Origin of the sequence: Mycobacterium sp. 852013-50091_SCH5140682, assembly GCF_001665685.1 — a bacterium.
Classification (GTDB): Bacteria; Actinomycetota; Actinomycetes; order Mycobacteriales; family Mycobacteriaceae; genus Mycobacterium.
This window is the reverse complement of sequence record NZ_LZTB01000004.1, coordinates 43,910-58,494: the sequence shown is the minus strand read 5'-3', so window position 1 is coordinate 58,494 and position 14,585 is coordinate 43,910. Positions and strand designations below refer to the sequence as shown.

12 protein-coding genes and 2 pseudogenes are annotated in these 14,585 nt (G+C 66.5%); 6 read left to right on the top strand and 8 right to left on the bottom strand.

The window, feature by feature from the left end; translation table 11 throughout:
* Window positions 1-28: 28 nt before the first annotated feature.
* Window positions 29-751 (top strand): gamma-glutamyl-gamma-aminobutyrate hydrolase family protein, encoded by a 723-nt coding sequence (locus A5784_RS00365; RefSeq protein WP_064941193.1) that lies wholly within the window; start codon window positions 29-31, stop codon window positions 749-751.
* Here A5784_RS00365 and A5784_RS00360 read toward each other — a convergent pair.
* From A5784_RS00360 to A5784_RS00345, 4 genes and pseudogenes are all read right to left on the bottom strand, one after another.
* On the bottom strand, window positions 733-1,671 hold the full coding sequence (locus A5784_RS00360; RefSeq protein WP_064941191.1) for an alpha/beta hydrolase: 939 nt from the start codon (window positions 1,669-1,671) through the stop codon (window positions 733-735). The genes A5784_RS00365 and A5784_RS00360 overlap by 19 nt on opposite strands.
* A gap of 107 nt (window positions 1,672-1,778) precedes the next feature.
* On the bottom strand, window positions 1,779-5,234 hold the full coding sequence (locus A5784_RS00355; RefSeq protein WP_064941190.1) for a serine/threonine-protein kinase: 3,456 nt from the start codon (window positions 5,232-5,234) through the stop codon (window positions 1,779-1,781).
* Between the two features lie 100 nt (window positions 5,235-5,334).
* Window positions 5,335-6,000 carry an SDR family oxidoreductase gene (locus tag A5784_RS00350; RefSeq protein WP_064941188.1) on the bottom strand — a complete coding sequence of 222 codons (666 nt, stop codon included), beginning with the start codon at window positions 5,998-6,000 and terminating at the stop codon, window positions 5,335-5,337.
* Window positions 6,001-6,135: 135 nt separating this feature from the next.
* Window positions 6,136-6,363 (bottom strand): annotated as a pseudogene (locus tag A5784_RS00345) (thioredoxin domain-containing protein); the annotation flags it as partial.
* A 136-nt stretch (window positions 6,364-6,499) separates the two neighbouring features.
* Between A5784_RS00345 and A5784_RS00340 the strand changes: the two are divergent.
* Window positions 6,500-7,294 (top strand): Rv3717 family N-acetylmuramoyl-L-alanine amidase, encoded by a 795-nt coding sequence (locus tag A5784_RS00340; RefSeq protein ID WP_082944566.1) that lies wholly within the window; start codon window positions 6,500-6,502, stop codon window positions 7,292-7,294.
* A gap of 15 nt (window positions 7,295-7,309) precedes the next feature.
* Here the strand turns inward: A5784_RS00340 and A5784_RS00335 are convergent, their stop codons facing one another.
* From A5784_RS00335 to A5784_RS00325, 3 genes are all read right to left on the bottom strand, one after another.
* A complete protein-coding gene (locus tag A5784_RS00335; protein ID WP_064941184.1) occupies window positions 7,310-7,861 on the bottom strand; it encodes a cytochrome b in 552 nt (183 codons plus the stop codon).
* Window positions 7,858-8,967 carry a catalase family peroxidase gene (locus A5784_RS00330; RefSeq protein ID WP_286159403.1) on the bottom strand — a complete coding sequence of 370 codons (1,110 nt, stop codon included), beginning with the start codon at window positions 8,965-8,967 and terminating at the stop codon, window positions 7,858-7,860. The genes A5784_RS00335 and A5784_RS00330 overlap by 4 nt, the downstream gene beginning before the upstream one ends.
* 184 nt (window positions 8,968-9,151) lie before the next feature.
* Entirely contained in the window at window positions 9,152-9,994 is an 843-nt protein-coding gene (locus tag A5784_RS00325; RefSeq protein WP_082944565.1) for an aminoglycoside 3'-phosphotransferase, read from the bottom strand.
* Between the two features lie 72 nt (window positions 9,995-10,066).
* Here A5784_RS00325 and A5784_RS00320 point away from each other — a divergent pair, with 72 nt between their 5' ends.
* The 4 genes and pseudogenes from A5784_RS00320 to A5784_RS00305 all read left to right on the top strand — a co-directional run bounded on the left by A5784_RS00320 (window position 10,067) and on the right by A5784_RS00305 (window position 13,931).
* Window positions 10,067-11,287 (top strand): acyl-CoA dehydrogenase family protein, encoded by a 1,221-nt coding sequence (locus tag A5784_RS00320; RefSeq protein ID WP_064941180.1) that lies wholly within the window; start codon window positions 10,067-10,069, stop codon window positions 11,285-11,287.
* Window positions 11,284-12,063 (top strand): SDR family oxidoreductase, encoded by a 780-nt coding sequence (locus A5784_RS00315; protein ID WP_064941178.1) that lies wholly within the window; start codon window positions 11,284-11,286, stop codon window positions 12,061-12,063. Before A5784_RS00320 ends, A5784_RS00315 begins: the two co-directional genes overlap by 4 nt.
* On the top strand, window positions 12,056-13,087 hold the full coding sequence (locus A5784_RS00310; RefSeq protein ID WP_064941323.1) for a phosphotransferase family protein: 1,032 nt from the start codon (window positions 12,056-12,058) through the stop codon (window positions 13,085-13,087). The genes A5784_RS00315 and A5784_RS00310 overlap by 8 nt, the downstream gene beginning before the upstream one ends.
* 47 nt (window positions 13,088-13,134) lie before the next feature.
* A pseudogene (locus A5784_RS00305) lies at window positions 13,135-13,931 on the top strand (hypothetical protein).
* Here the strand turns inward: A5784_RS00305 and A5784_RS00300 are convergent.
* Window positions 13,912-14,511, bottom strand: coding sequence for a TetR/AcrR family transcriptional regulator (locus tag A5784_RS00300; RefSeq protein WP_064941176.1), 600 nt, complete (start codon window positions 14,509-14,511; stop codon window positions 13,912-13,914). The pseudogene A5784_RS00305 and the gene A5784_RS00300 sit on opposite strands and share 20 nt — an antisense overlap.
* Window positions 14,512-14,585: the final 74 nt, after the last annotated feature.

Genomic DNA, 14,585 nt, shown 5'->3' with positions numbered 1-14,585 from the left:
GCCTCAGACTGTTCCCGGAAGGCATGTGATGGTCAAACCAGTCATCGCGGTGACTCTCAGCAGTCGAGAGCTGGCCGGCATGGTGTTTTGGCAACGGATGTTCGACGGGTTGCAGGAATGCGGTGCGATTGCGTTCGCGGTGGACTGTGGCACTGCCCCGCTGAACGTTGCGCCATTGCTCGAGCATGTCGACGGACTTCTGGTCAGCGGTGGCGTCGATGTCGATCCGGCCCTGTACGGAGCGGATCCACACGATCCGAAGGTGGGACCGATCAATCCCATTCGCGACGACAACGAGATTGCCGCGGTCGAATATGCCTGTCGTTCCGGTGTTCCCACGCTTGCCATCTGCCGCGGTGCGCAACTGGTCAACGCCGCGCGGGGCGGCACGTTATACGTCGATCTGCCGCGCGACAGGCCGTCTGACGTGAGCCATCGACGGACCGAGGAAGAGCTGGCAACCACGGCCCACAATGTGGATGTCGAAGCGGGCAGCCGCCTGGCCGGATGGCTGGGGGAGAGCGGGCGATTCGCTGTCAACAGCCAGCATCACCAGGGCATCCGCACCTTGGCGCCGGGCCTCGTTGCCACGGCGTTCGCCGATGACGGGCTCATCGAAGCGTATGAGGCGACAGCGCAGCCTCTTTCGGCCATCCAGTGGCACCCAGAGATCGACTGGCCGGACAACAAGTCCTCGCGAAGGCTGCTGGAGGGCTTTGTCGGGTCTGCGACTCAGAGGTGCTTCTTGTAAAACGGGATGAGCTTGGCCAGCGCCTGCCCGACGGGTTCGGGCTTGTCGTAGAGGTCGTAATGCGAGAAGCCCTCGACGACGACGAGTTCCTTATCGGTGGAGGCCGCGCGGCGGATGATCTCGAACCCGTCGCGGTAGGCGCCGAACGCGCCGGGTTTGTCTCCGACGACGACCATCATCGGCTGGGTGAGCAGCACTTCGGCGCGGTGGAAGGCATCCCATCCCACGGCCGTGGCCTGGTGTGAGAACAGCGAACGGTTGAGGCCGTGCGGTTTTTGCCCACGCGGGGAGCGGTAGTACTCGGTGGCCTCGTACACGTCGATCTCGGTCACGCCGAGGTTGGTGGCCTCCTCCGGTGATGAGGGCAGCAGATCGTCCACCCGCAACTCGGCGCCGCGTGCTTCGGCGGTGCGCTGCTTGGCCATTGCTTCCAGAGCGGCAATCGGGTCGTAGCCGGTGAACGATTCGAGCATCAGCCGGCCGTAGTTCGCGCCCGTGATGGTACCGAGGGCCTTGATGCGTCGTTCGGTCATGGTCGCGTTGACGGCGTAGCCACCACCGCCGCAGATCCCCAGTACGCCGATGCGGTCTTCGTCGATGTAGGGCAGCGTTACGAGGTGGTCGATCACATAGCTGAAGTCCTGTACCCGCAGCGTGGGGTCCTCGATGAACCGAGGCTCGCCGCCGCTGGCGCCCTGGAAGCTCGCGTCGAAGGCGATCACGACGAAGCCCTCCCTGGCCAGCGCGGTGCCGTAGACATTGCCCGAGGTCTGCTCCTTACAGGAGCCGACCGGGTGGGCACTGACGATCGCCGGGTACGTGCCGGATTCGTCGAACCCCGGCGGGAAGTAGATATCGGCAGCGATGTTCCAGGCCAATGCCTTGATTTCGACGGTTTCGACGGTGAGGTCAGTGCTCATGTCGTGAGTTCCTTTCGGTGCGTCCTGAGTTCATACAATCGGACCGCGCCGCCGGCTGCCAGGGCCTGGTTTGCCGGGGTCTGGCAAACCCCCCTTTGGTTCCCGTGTCAGACCCGTTGTGGTGCAGCGGCGTTGAGAGCCTGATCCAGGAAATCGGCGGGCACCTCGGGCCACGCCGGATTCCATTGACCCGCCTGCTGATCCGAACGCAGCGCCGCCAGGGTGGCGACCACGTGCGGGCCGCCGTCGACGAGGTAGCGCAGCATCCGTAGCTGCGCGCACTGTGCTGCCACCATGACGACCATGGCCTTGGCGTCGGCCGTTCGTCCATCGGCGGCCAAGCAGGCACCCAGCAGGCGCCGGGCCCGCAGCATCGCCTGCGGTCTGTTCAGCGGAGCCAGCCTGTCCACCCATTCGCGTGCCCAGCGGCACGCAAGTTCCCGCTGTGCCGGATCGGCGCCGGCGATGAGCGTCCGGATCGCCGAAGCCTCTTCGAATTGCACGGCGATCTCGTCCATCGCGTCGACGGGTTGCCGGCGGGCGTCGTAGGACGTCACCGGCATGGGGCCGAATTCCGGATGCGGAGGCAGACCGAGCCTGATGCGCTCATGCTCGGCCAGCGCGCGCAGCCGATTCAGCGACAGCGCACGTGCGACGCGGGTGGCCTCGTCGAGTCGCTGCGCGGCTGCCAACCGGTCACCTTGCAAGGCTTTGATCCTGGCGTTGATCACGTACCGGGAGATCTTGAAGTCGACGGAACCGCCCTCCGGCCCGAGCTTGTAGCTCTCGTCAAGCAGGCGCGTCGCCTCATCGAGATCGCCTCGCTCATAAACCAATTCGCCGAGCAGCGAGCTGGCCAGCCGGGCGGTGTAGGAATGGATGCCGCCCGACCGCTTGGCAATTCGCAGCGCTTTGCGGAATAAGGCTTCGGCCGCGGTGTTGTCGAGCATCAGGTGATGCGCCATCCCCGTGAAGCACAGGCCGTTGACGATGGTGAACGCGTCGCCGCTGCGCGCGTAGAACGGCGCCGCCCAGTCCTGGATCCGATTGACCTCGTCGAGGTCGTAGCGGTACGCGGCGGCGAAGGTCGCCACGTTGGCCGCCGACGCGACGCTGAACGGGCGCAGGCGGTCTCGTCGTCGAATCGCCGCTGCGATGTGCTCGTCGATACCGGCGAGTCGGTCGGCGCGCAGATCCACCACACCGCGCACCACACCGGCGTCGGCTTGTACGTCGGCGACCTCCTCGGCGGTCAGTCCGGAGTCTTGCAGCGTCGTATCGACCAGTGCCAGAGCCTGTTCGGCGGTCGGAATCCGGTGTAGCACGATGTTGGCCCACGCCAGGGCCAGCTGCAGGCGTGGGTGCGATTGCACGGCGGCGGCGGGCAGCTTGCCCGCCAGTCCGATCAGGGTGGCCATCTGGGAGTTGGCGACGAACGAGAGCCCGTCCTGCTCGACGAGGGTGACGGCACGTTGCTCGTCGCCGGCGGCCAGCGCATGGTCGACCGCCTCGCTGATCAACAGGTGCTCGGCGAACCATTCCGAGGCCGCCCGGTGCAGCCGCGCCACCCGCTGCGGGTCGCGACTGAGCCGGTGCTGCAGAAAGTCCAGGAACAGTTGGTGGTAGCGGAACCACTGGTCGTCGATCCGGCGGAGGAACAGATCGCGTTCCTCGATCTGTTCGAGTATCGCGAGCCCGTCGGGCACACCGGTCAATGCGGATGCCAGGTCCCCGCAGATGCGTTCGGTGATCGAGGTGGCCAGCAGGAAGTCGAGAATGGACGGTTCCAGGGTGTCGAGCACGTTCTCGGCGAGAAACTCACTGATCATGTGATGCCGGCCGGTCATCGTTCCGATGAGCTCGACGGGGTCGTCGCGGTCACGCAGCGACAGCGAGGCCAGCTGCAGGGCCGCCACCCATCCGTCGGTCTTGGCGGTGAGCTCCTCGACATCGATCGGGTCGAGGTCGAGGCCGCCGAGTTGCACCAGCAGATTCTCGGATTCGGAAACATCGAAACGCAGTGCGGTGGCGTCGATTTCGACGAGTTCGTCCTGCATCCTCATCCGGCTCATCGGCACACCGCTCTGGCTGCGGCTGGTGATCACGACGGTCATGCCGGAGGCGACGTTGTCGAGCAGGTAGCGCAGCGCGCCGATGGTCGCGGGATCGGTGACCCGCTGCCAGTCGTCGATGACCAGGGTCATGCGGGTGCCGCTTTGGTGGATCTCGTTGATCAGAGATGTCAGCACATAGCGTTCGGCCTCGTCTCCGTGTTCTTCGAGGACCTCACCGAGATCGGCGGCCAGCGCGGGCGTCACCGCGCGGATGGCCTCGATGAGATGGGACAGGAACCAGACCACGTTGTTGTCATCATGGTCGACGGTCAGCCATGCCACCGCGGCCCCTTCGGATTCGAGCAGCCGCGCCCATTGAGCGGCCAGCGTGCTCTTTCCGAAACCGGTCGGCCCGTGGATCACCGTGAGCTTCTTGTCTCGTTGGGCGCGCAAAACGTCGATCAGGCGGGCCCGTTCGACGAGCGCCTTCGTCGACATCGGGAGCCTGAACCGGGTGGCCGGGGCGGGCGGGGTCAAGGTGCGTACCCGATGCCCGCTGAACGGCGTACGCGGAGACGCTGACGGCTCGAACCGATTCTCCGGTGCCGGGACCGGCACGGCCATGTCGTCGACCGGAAGACCGTGGCGGCGCTGCAGGTCGCGCAGCTGCTCCCCGAACGCCGCTGCACTCGCCGGCCGGTCCTTGGTGTTGCGCGACATCGCCCGTTCGATGATCGTGCACATGTCGGCGGGTAGCTCAGAATCCCGGAGGTTCGGCATCGGTTGTTTGGTGATCCGCAGGAACTGGGCCACCAGCTGCTCGCCGTCACGGCGCTCGAACACCGCGTGACCCGTTGCTGCGCTGAACAGGGTGGACGCCAGGCTGTAGATGTCAGAGGTGACGCCCGGTGGCTGCCCGAGCAACACTTCGGGCGCCGTGTACGCGGGGGAGCCCGTGATGGCACCGTCGGCGGTCTCGAATCCGCCGATGATGCGGGCAATGCCGAAATCGGTCAGCTGAGGGTCGCCGTACTCGGTGAGCAGGATGTTTGCCGGTTTGACATCGCGGTGCAGGGTGTTGCGGCGGTGTGCGGTCTCCAATGCGCCGGCCATCTTCACCCCGATGTGCAGCGCCTCCTGCCAGCCGACCGGTCCCGTGTCGCTGATCTTGGCGTTGAGCGAACCGTGCGGGTGGTACTGCATGACGATGTAGGGCCGGCCGCTCGCCGTGGTGCCGACCTGGAAGATGTTGACGATGTTCGGATGGCCGGACAGCTTGCCCATCGCGATCTGCTCGCGCATGAACCGTTCGAGATTGTCCGGTTCCAGATCGGTGGTCAGGACCTTCACTGCGACGGTGCGCCCCAGGGCGCGCTGGGTGCAGCGGTACACCATGCCGAACCCGCCGCGGCCGATTTCCTCGGGATCCTCGTAACCGGCCGCCGAGAGCTCCGCCGGAATCCCGGCGGGCAGATCCCGCTGTGTCGGCAGCGGGTCATTGCGGCCCATCGTTCGCCTCGAAACTCCCATGGCGTCGTGGCAGCAGCTCAGCCGCCTCAGGAGAGAATATCTCCGGCTTTGCCGACGGGCGCGGACTCGGAGAGATCGGTTATGCCGGTTGGCGCGTCAGGTGCTCGGGGCCGCTGACATAGACGATGGCGGGGTGGCCGGGCGAGGTCGCAGCGTCGGCGACGGCGGCGGCGAAGTCGACCGCTGAGTCCGCGAGCACCTCACCGGACACCACGGTGAAGTTGATTCCGTGTCGGTCGAATTCCTTGCGCATGGCGTACAGGGTGGTCTCGCCTGCGCGCTTGCCTGCGGCGATGGACGCGTACCCCTTCGGCACTGCCTTGTAGGGATAGAAATGTGCCTGGTGGCTGGTGACGAAGACGATCCGGCCGCCGACGGGGATCAGGGGCAGCGCCAGCCGCGCGAGACGGCGCTGGGCGTCGCGGTTGAGGTGCATGGCCGAGCCGGGTTCGGTGCAGTATTGCCGTCCACCCGATGCGTTGAGCACCAGCATGTCGAGCCGGCCGAAGCGGGTCGCGATGTCGTCGATCATCGCGGCGACTGCTGTTTCGTCGGAGATGTCGGCCGCGGAGGTCGAGGCGTGCCCTCCCGCGCAGCGAATGGCGTCCGCGACGTAGTCGGCGCGCTCGGTGTTCGACCGGTAGCCGACGACCACGTGGATGTCAGGGTCAGCGAGCTGGAGAGCGATTTCGGCGCCGATGCCTCGCGATGCACCGGTGACCAGAGCGACCCGTTGGCTGTGCATATTCGGTTCCTTTCGCTGGTAGCGGTGACAAAGCACAGATGCGCTCCGCCGCCATGACAACCGGATACGACAACGCTACACCGAAATTAAGAAAAGTAAGAGACTCCTAAGGTCACGGTAAGGTTGAGATGCAGGTCACTTGCGATGCTGCCGCAGCCAGTCGAGCACCTGCTGACCGTGGGTGTTCGGCGGGAAGATCGGGTAGAAGACGTGCTCAACCACCCCATCGGCGACCACCAAGGTCAGCCGCGAGTAGAGCCGCGGATGCCCCGGTGCGGCGAAGGTCGGCAAGCCCAAGGTGTCTGCGAGGGAAAACCCCGGGTCCGACAGCATGTGGAACGGCAGGTGCAGGCGCTCGACGACCCGGGGGCAAGGTCAAGTCCGTTAGCTGTGCGGCGATGCCTTGACAGCTGATTCACATGGCTGCGTGACGGTTTCGATACGCCGGCATTCGGCCCCGTTGCTGCCGCGGTGATCCCTGCCGCCGTACGGTGCAAGAATGCAGAACCCGAGCGGCCCGCGTCGGCAACCCGGCTGCGTCACCCGTCGCGACGTGCTGCGGTACGCGGCCGCCGGACCGCTCCTTCTTGGCCTTCCCACGGTCACTGCGGCGCTGACTGCGCCTGTCGCGACAGCTTCGTCGGACATCGCCGGAAGCATCGTGTTTCTCGATCCGGGTCACAACGGGGCCAATGACGGCTCGATCAACCGACAGGTGCCGACCGGCCGTGGCGGTACCAAAGAGTGTCAAACCACCGGCACCACAACCGACTCCGGCTATCCCGAGCACACCTTCAATTGGGATGTGGTGCTCAGGATCAGGGCGGAGCTCTCGCAACTCGGCGTGCGGACGGCGCTGTCGCGCGGCGACGACAATGCGCTCGGGCCGTGCGTGGATCAGCGGGCAGCCATGGCAAACGCCCTGCGGCCCAACGCAATCGTGAGCATTCACGCCGACGGCGGGCCGCCCGACGGCCGCGGCTTCCACGTCAATTACTCCGCGCCACCGCTCAACGAGGCCCAGGCCGGGCCGGCCCTGCAACTCGCCCGGGCGATGCGCGATCAGCTTGTCGCGGCGGGCTTCACCCCGTCGACCTACCGTGGGACCGACGGTCTCTACGGGCGTTCGGACCTTGCCGGTCTCAACCTGGCCGAGTTCCCGTCGGTGCTGATCGAACTGGGCAACATGAAGAACCGCGACGACGCTGCCGTCATCGTCAGCGAACAGGGCCGAGCAAATTATGCCGCTGCCGTCGCATCAGGTCTCAACGCCTATCTGTCGCAACGGGTGTGAAATTCGGCAGGCTGGTCATCGGCTTTTCGACGGCCACAGCGCCATCCGGTCGAGCAATCCGTCGCGCAGCACGAGGGTGTGGAACAGCACCGCGCACAGATGCGCGGTGAACGTCACGAACAACAGGGCCGCCAGTACGACATGGGCAATGTGCAAGGCGGCGAACAGATTCAGGTTGTGGGGTGCGATGGCGGGCAACCGCCACGGGCCGACGACGACGGGTGCTCCTGACGCCGAGACCATGGCCCAGCCGACGACGGGTTGCAGGAGCAGCAGCGCATACAGCAACCGTTCTGACCACGTGGCGATGCGGCGTTCGGCGCGGCTCATGGTGGCCAGGAACGGCGGTGGGTGGTGCCGCATCCGATTGCCCAGCCGGACCACGGCGAACACCAGGATCACGATGCCCAGCGGGCGGTGGATCGCCAACAGCAGCGGGTAATAGGCCAGTGACGCGACCATCGTGACACCGAGCAGCACCTGCGCGATCACCATGGCGGCCATCGACCAGTGCAACAGGCGTGACACCACGGTGAAGCGGGCGGGGGCGAGCTGGTCAGTGCTCATCGCGCTGCGGCCTCGACGTTGACCGCGCTGGGCTGCTTGGGTTCTGCCGCACGCCGAGCAAATGACCGCGCATATACCGCCGATCGTGCCGGGAGCAACGGATCGTCGGAGGGAGCGATACCGCGCGGCAGCACAAGGGGATCGAAGTTGACGTCGCGGGCGTTGCCCGGCGCCTCGGTCTGGACTGTCTCGATGGTCAATGTGCCCGCGTCAATCGTGCGGCGATCTGCCGGCCAGGGTTTGGTCGCGTCGTTCGTGGGGTCCTGTGGCGCTCCGACCACAATCTTCAGCGTCCACGCCTGCGGCCCACGTTCCATGGCTCCGATCAGCGCGTCGAACAGGTAGTTGGGGTCGGATTTCGCGGCCTCGCCGACCGGTTGGCCGGCCTGTTGATGCGGTACCAGCATCCACCGCACCGGCACGGTGACGCCCTGGCTGTTGGTCATCCGGAACGCGTTGAGCCCCCAGAAGGTGCTGTCGGCGAACCCGGAGCTGGGTGGCTGCTGGGCGATGATGCGCTGGGCGGCGACCGTTTCGGGATGTCGGGCCAGGAAGGCTGACATGGCGGCAGGGTCCGGTTTGCCGGTCTGCGGCTGGGGTTTGGCGGCAAGGATGCGTTCGTAGAAGCCCTGCGGGGTGCTGTCGGCGAACACCGGAGTGTTGATCATCGGGCTGCGCCACTGCTCGCCGTTGGGCAACTGATATTGGACTGCCAGGCCACGCACGGTGGCAGGTTTGTCGGCCTGGTCGGGCACTCCACCGGACAGTGAAAAGCGTGCGACCACCGGGAAGGAGCCTTTGGTGAACACCGCGGCGTGGCAGATCTCGGTGGCGGCGCCACTGCTGGCAAACGTGCCGGTGGCGGCGAGGCCCTTCGCATGGTTGCGCCGGAAACCGTCATGGCGGCCCGCGATCTGTTCGAACCGATCGGCGAATTGCGACGGGGTGAGGGTGTCGGGGCGCAGCCAGCCACCGGCGTAGGCGAACCCGCCGACGTCGATCGCCGCGACACCCGCCACGGCGGCCATGCCGAGCATGACGGCTCGCCGGTTGACGGGGGATTTGTCCGGCTCGCGCGCTGACTCGTCGGGAGCCGCGGGTTCCATGGTGTTCCCCCCTCGGTGAATCCGGCACTGCCCCCGATCCTGCACCGGGCGCGGCGCTGTGTCGACACCTGCTGGCCGGGAATGGCAATACCTGCTAGCTGCAATGCCGTCCGGCGGGTCGGCGAGATCGGGTCGGGCAACGTCGTTCTCGCCGCACCGATCTGGCCGCTGTTCACCCTGCGAATCAGGCCAGGTCGTAGAGCAGGCGGTAGTAGGCGATGCGATCAGCGTCGGGCTCGATTCCATAGGCGCCGTACAGCACATCGTCGAAGCCCGGGCCGAAGTTCCAGCCGAGGCTCCAGGTGGCCACCGCCAGATCAGCCCAGCGGTCGGCAACCCCGAGCGAGCCCAGGTCGACGTGTGCGGCGAAGGTCGCGTCGTCGTGCAGCAGCGTGTTGGGGACACAGGCATCGCCGTGGCACACGACCAGCCGATCGACGGCGGGCGGCGCGTCCAGCCTGGCGCGGGCCTTGTCCCGATCCAGGTGCCGGTGCTCGGGAAACCAGTCCGCCGGGCCTTCGCCGCCGGCGATGCGCTCGTCTGCGCGGCGTAGACGACGTTCGATACCCCAGTCGAACGGGCATTCGTCGACCGGCAGCCCGTCGTGCAGCAGCCGCAGTCCCCGGCCGATCCCGGCGGCGACGTCGGTGGCCCGCCCGGCCCAGAGCGGGTCGACGGCCGACCGTCCCGGCACCGCCGCGGTGACCAGCCACGCTCCGTCGGCGTCGGTGCCGTGGTCGAGCACCGGCGGGACTGCCACCCGGGCCTGCGCCCATGCCAATCGTTCAGCCTCGGCGATCAGATCGATCTCCGGCGTGCCCGCGGCAACCCATTTGACATAGGCCGTCGCCCCGTCGGTTCTGTCGAGGCGGAAGGTCAGTCCACCGAGTTCGTTGCGCCACACCAGGGTCAACGCGGCGTCGCCCGCGAGGGCGGTCACCACGGCGGGTACGGCAACTTGCTCGAGCGGCGGGCCTGACAGCGACGGGATGTGCACGCCCTGACCTTGCCACACGGATTTGCGCATCGAAACGGTCCCGGCAGCCGGGCAGTCATACGCTGGCGTGGACGCCGGCTGACGATGAATTCAGGAGTTCGCATGTCACTGTTCGAGGTAACCGAGCGCGCGCGGCAGTATCAGACTCAGCTGCTCGAGTTCATGGATTCCCACGTCTACCCCGCCGAAGCGGTTTACGACGAGCAGATGCGGGCGGCGGGCGATCCGCACTTTCATCCGCCGGTCTTGGAAGAACTCAAGGCTGAGGCGCGCAGGCGTGGACTGTGGAACCTGTTCCATCCACATCCGGAGTGGGGCCCAGGTCTGACCAACCTGGAGTACGCGCCCCTGGCCGAGATCATGGGTCACAGTCACCTCGCCTCCGAAGCGTGCAACTGCAGCGCACCGGACACCGGCAACATGGAGGTGCTCACCCTGTTCGGCACCGACGAGCACAAGGAGCGCTATCTCAAGCCGCTGCTGGACGGCACCATCCGGTCCGCATTCGCGATGACCGAGCCGCAGGTCGCCAGCTCGGACGCCACCAACGTGGAGATGTCCATGGTCCGCGACGGCGACGACTACGTCCTCAACGGACGAAAATGGTTCGCCTCCAACGGTATGCACCGCAACTGCAAGGTGCTGATCGTGATGGGCAAAACCGATCCGAGCGCCCCGGTGCACCGTCAGCAGTCGATGATGGTGGTGCCCATCGACGCGCCCGGCATCACAGTGATCCGCAACCTGCCGGTCTTCGGTTACCAGGACCGGGAGGGCCACGCCGAGATCGTCTTCCACGACGTCCGGGTGCCCGCCTCCGATGTGCTCAAAGGTGAGGGCGAGGGCTTCGCCATCAGCCAGGCGCGCTTGGGTCCGGGGCGGATCCACCACTGCATGCGCTCCATCGGCATGGCTGAGCGTGCACTGGAATTGATGTGCAGGCGCGCGCAGTCGCGGGTCACCTTCGGCAAGCCGCTCAGCGAGAATGCCAACATCCAGGACTGGATCGCCGAAGCCCGCATCGACATCGAGATGATCCGGCTGCTCACACTCAAGGCCGCCTACCTGATGGACACCGTCGGCAATAAGGAAGCCCGCACGGAAATCGCGGCCATCAAGGTGGCTGCGCCCAACATCGCGCTGAAGATCATCGACCGGGCGATCCAGGTGCACGGGGGTGGTGGTGTCACCGACGACTTCCCGTTGGCGATGGCGTGGGCTCATCTGCGCACGCTGCGGTTGGCCGACGGTCCCGACGAGGTCCATAAGCGGGCCATCGCCAAGCAGGAACTGCGCAAATACCGAAACGAGGCATCGGCATGAGCGCACTCGATCTTGCCGGACGCACGGCGATCATCACGGGTGCCTCCCGCGGTATCGGTCTGGCTGCGGCACAGGCGATCGCCGCAGCCGGTGGCAACGTCGTCTTGACGTCGCGACGCCAGGATGCCGCTGACGCCGCGGCGGCCGAGATCGGTGGCAACGCGCTCGGCGTCGCCGCGCACGCCGTCGACGAGCAGGCTGCCGCACGGTGCGTCGACCTGACACTGGAACGATTCGGCAGCATCGACATCCTGGTCAACAACGCCGGCACCAACCCGTCCTTCGGTCCACTGATCGACCAGGATCACGTCCGGTTCGTCAAAACGTTCGAAGTGAACCTGTGGGCGCCGATCCTGTGGACATCGTTGGCCACCCGAGCGTGGATGGGTGAGCACGGCGGCGCCGTGGTGAACACGGCGTCGATCGGCGGCATGGGATTCGAGCCGAACCTGGGCCTCTACAACGCGTCGAAAGCGGCGCTGATTCACCTCACCCAGCAACTCGCGCTTGAGCTCTCGCCCACGGTGCGCGTCAACGCCGTGGCCCCGGGTGTGGTGCGCACGAAGCTGGCCGAAGCGCTGTGGAAAGAGTATGAGGGCCAATTGAATCTGATGACGGCACTGGGACGTATCGGCGAACCGGAAGATGTCGGCGCGGCCATCGCGTTCCTGGTGTCCGACGCAGCGAGTTGGGTGACCGGCGAGACTTTCGTCATCGACGGCGGTCAACGCCTCGGTGACGCTGCGCCGTTCCGACGGCAGGGCAGCCATGGTTGAGATGACCGAGGCCGTCGACGTCGCGGCGGTACAGCAGTGGCTCGCCACACTCGGCGTCGAATCCGCACCGCCGCTGCGGTTTCAGCGGATCGGCCTCGGGCAGTCGAACCTCACCTACCGCGTCACGGACGAAGCGGGAAACTCCTGGGTGCTGCGCCGACCGCCGCTGGGCCACCTGCTGGCCTCCGCCCACGACGTCGAGCGGGAGGCGAGGATCATCTCCGCATTGGCGGACACCGATGTGCCCGCACCCCGAATACTCGGTGTCACAAGAGTTTCCGACGTGCCGCTGGTGTTGATGGAGTTTGTCGACGGACTCGTCGTCGACACCATGGAGGTGGCCGGTGCACTGACTCCGCAGCAGCGCAGGCGGATCGCGCTCTCACTACCGCGCACCTTGGCCAAGATCCACGCCGTTGATCTCGACCGGACCGGGCTGGTGGATCTCGCCAGCCACAAGCCGTACGCTCAGCGTCAGCTCAAGCGGTGGGCCGGGCAATGGGAGCTGTCCAAGACTCGCGATCTGCCCGAATTGGACCGGCTCACAAGGCGTCTCGCCGCATCGGCGCCCGAGCAGCGCGAGATCAGCCTCGTGCATGGCGACTTTCACCTGCGCAACCTGATCACCGCCGAGGATTCCGGTGACGTGGTGGCGGTGCTGGATTGGGAGCTGTCCACCCTCGGCGATCCGCTGGCCGACATGGGCAGCCTGCTCACTTACTGGCCCGAGCCCGGTGAGGCCACCGGCGGCGATTTCGCGCCGTCCACGCTTGAAGGGTTTCCCGGCCGTGCTGAGATGGCCGAACTCTATCTCGCAGAAACCGGACGCGACGCGGCCGCGCTGCAGTACTGGCACGTGCTGGGTCTGTGGAAGCTGGCCATCATCGCGGAGGGGGTTATGCGCCGAGCTCTCGACGAGCCGCAAAACAAGGCCGCGGCCGGAACACCCACCGCCGCCCGGATCGACGCGCTGGTCGAGAAAGCCCGCGAACTCGCTGATGAGGCAGGCCTGGACTCGGGCTGAGGGCTCCTGACGGGACACGGCGCGGGAGGACCCGCGAAGATGGCGGCATGGGACTTTCCGTGATGCCGAAAGCACACCTGTCCGACGCTGATGTCGCGGACGCGCTGCGGCGCGCCGTGCGCGTGGCCGACGCCATCCTCGATGTGTTGGCGGAGGCTGACCCGCTCGGGTTGCGCCGCCGCACGCATGACCTTGGTGACAGCGCGGGGAGTGGCTGCCCGGGCCGGGTGCTCGATCTCGCGGCGCGAGTGCTCGACTGCGTCGATCTGCCGGGCACGAAGTCCTGGGACGGTAAGGACCGCAAGGCCCGCATCCACTGGTGGGTGCGGCGAGTGGGTGCCCTCGATACGGTGTTTGTCGCATTTCCCGGGGTGTTCGGTGCTCTGGCGAAACGCCTGCCAGTCCAGGACGTGTTCGGGTTCGCCAATCAAGCACTCGTCTTGTGCGCCGTCGCGCGTGAGCACGGGATCACCGATGTCCCGACGCGGGCGCGGCTGCTCGCTTCCGTGTTGTGTGGGCGCGAGATCGACAATTCTTGCGCAGCAACGGATCCAGAGGAATCCTGGCCGGACTTGGCCGACGGTCGCTGGTCGGAAAGCTCTGGCACCTGGCCGCCATCCTCAATGCCGTCAGCGAGGAAATCGGCAAACGGCCGCACCCCCGCTCGATCTTCCGGTACTTCGGCATGCTGCCGTGGATCGGCGCGGTCGCCGACTATCTGGGCGAGTACGGGGCGTTGGTGCGCGCGGCAGCCGCCGGTGAGGCGTGGATCGCGGCCCAGGAGCCGGTTGATGGCATTGACGTTCCCAAGGACATGCAGGTGGTCAGCGACCCGATCCCGTGATGAGCCGCTCGGCCAGGCGACGGGCCTGTTCGATGGGTGCCACCGACCGCGCGACCTTCGAACCCACCTGAGCACCGTCATAGATCAGCTGGACGTCCCGGGCCGCCTCCATCGGGTGGTCCACGCCGGCCTGCGCGAGTAGATCGGCGACGGTGTCGAGCAGCCATCGACGATGGGCCGAGACGGGTTCGAGCTCAGTGCGGGGGAACTCCGTGGCCGCATTGGCGTACAGGCAGCCACGGAAGTCGCGGCTGCGCGCGCCGGCGATCGCCAGGTCGAAGAACACCAGCACCCGGGCCACCGGGTCGGCGACATCGGCGACCGCCTCCTGATAGCGGTTCCGATCACGCAGATCCAAATGGGTCAGGTAGGCGATCACCAACGCCTCTTTGGACCCGTACGTGCTGTACAGGCTCGCCTTCGCGACGGCCGCATCGCGGAGCAGATGGTCGATGCCGACAGCTCGAATACCTTGGGCGGCAAAAAGTTTCGTTGCCGAATCGAGTAGTCGATCGGCGGGCGACGCGGCCGCGTCGGGCGTGCGGGGCAATGGTGGATTCGCCCGTTTCCTCGCGTCCATGACCGAAGCGTAACCCGAAGACATCCATAGACAGACTGGTCTGTCTGTGCCACTCTCGCGGCATGCCGAATGCC

What these genes read in the sequence shown, in the direction of transcription:
- A5784_RS00320 (WP_064941180.1), top strand. Translation starts at nt 10,067, where the DNA reads ATGTCACTGTTCGAGGTAACCGAGCGCGCGCGGCAGTATCAGACTCAG.
- A5784_RS00330 (WP_286159403.1), bottom strand. Translation starts at nt 8,967, where the DNA reads ATGGAACCCGCGGCTCCCGACGAGTCAGCGCGCGAGCCGGACAAATCC.
- A5784_RS00335 (WP_064941184.1), bottom strand. Translation starts at nt 7,861, where the DNA reads ATGAGCACTGACCAGCTCGCCCCCGCCCGCTTCACCGTGGTGTCACGC.
- A5784_RS00365 (WP_064941193.1), top strand. Translation starts at nt 29, where the DNA reads ATGGTCAAACCAGTCATCGCGGTGACTCTCAGCAGTCGAGAGCTGGCC.
- A5784_RS00325 (WP_082944565.1), bottom strand. Translation starts at nt 9,994, where the DNA reads ATGCGCAAATCCGTGTGGCAAGGTCAGGGCGTGCACATCCCGTCGCTG.
- A5784_RS00300 (WP_064941176.1), bottom strand. Translation starts at nt 14,511, where the DNA reads ATGGACGCGAGGAAACGGGCGAATCCACCATTGCCCCGCACGCCCGAC.
- A5784_RS00360 (WP_064941191.1), bottom strand. Translation starts at nt 1,671, where the DNA reads ATGAGCACTGACCTCACCGTCGAAACCGTCGAAATCAAGGCATTGGCC.
- A5784_RS00310 (WP_064941323.1), top strand. Translation starts at nt 12,056, where the DNA reads ATGGTTGAGATGACCGAGGCCGTCGACGTCGCGGCGGTACAGCAGTGG.
- A5784_RS00350 (WP_064941188.1), bottom strand. Translation starts at nt 6,000, where the DNA reads ATGCACAGCCAACGGGTCGCTCTGGTCACCGGTGCATCGCGAGGCATC.
- A5784_RS00340 (WP_082944566.1), top strand. Translation starts at nt 6,500, where the DNA reads ATGCAGAACCCGAGCGGCCCGCGTCGGCAACCCGGCTGCGTCACCCGT.
- A5784_RS00355 (WP_064941190.1), bottom strand. Translation starts at nt 5,234, where the DNA reads ATGGGCCGCAATGACCCGCTGCCGACACAGCGGGATCTGCCCGCCGGG.
- A5784_RS00315 (WP_064941178.1), top strand. Translation starts at nt 11,284, where the DNA reads ATGAGCGCACTCGATCTTGCCGGACGCACGGCGATCATCACGGGTGCC.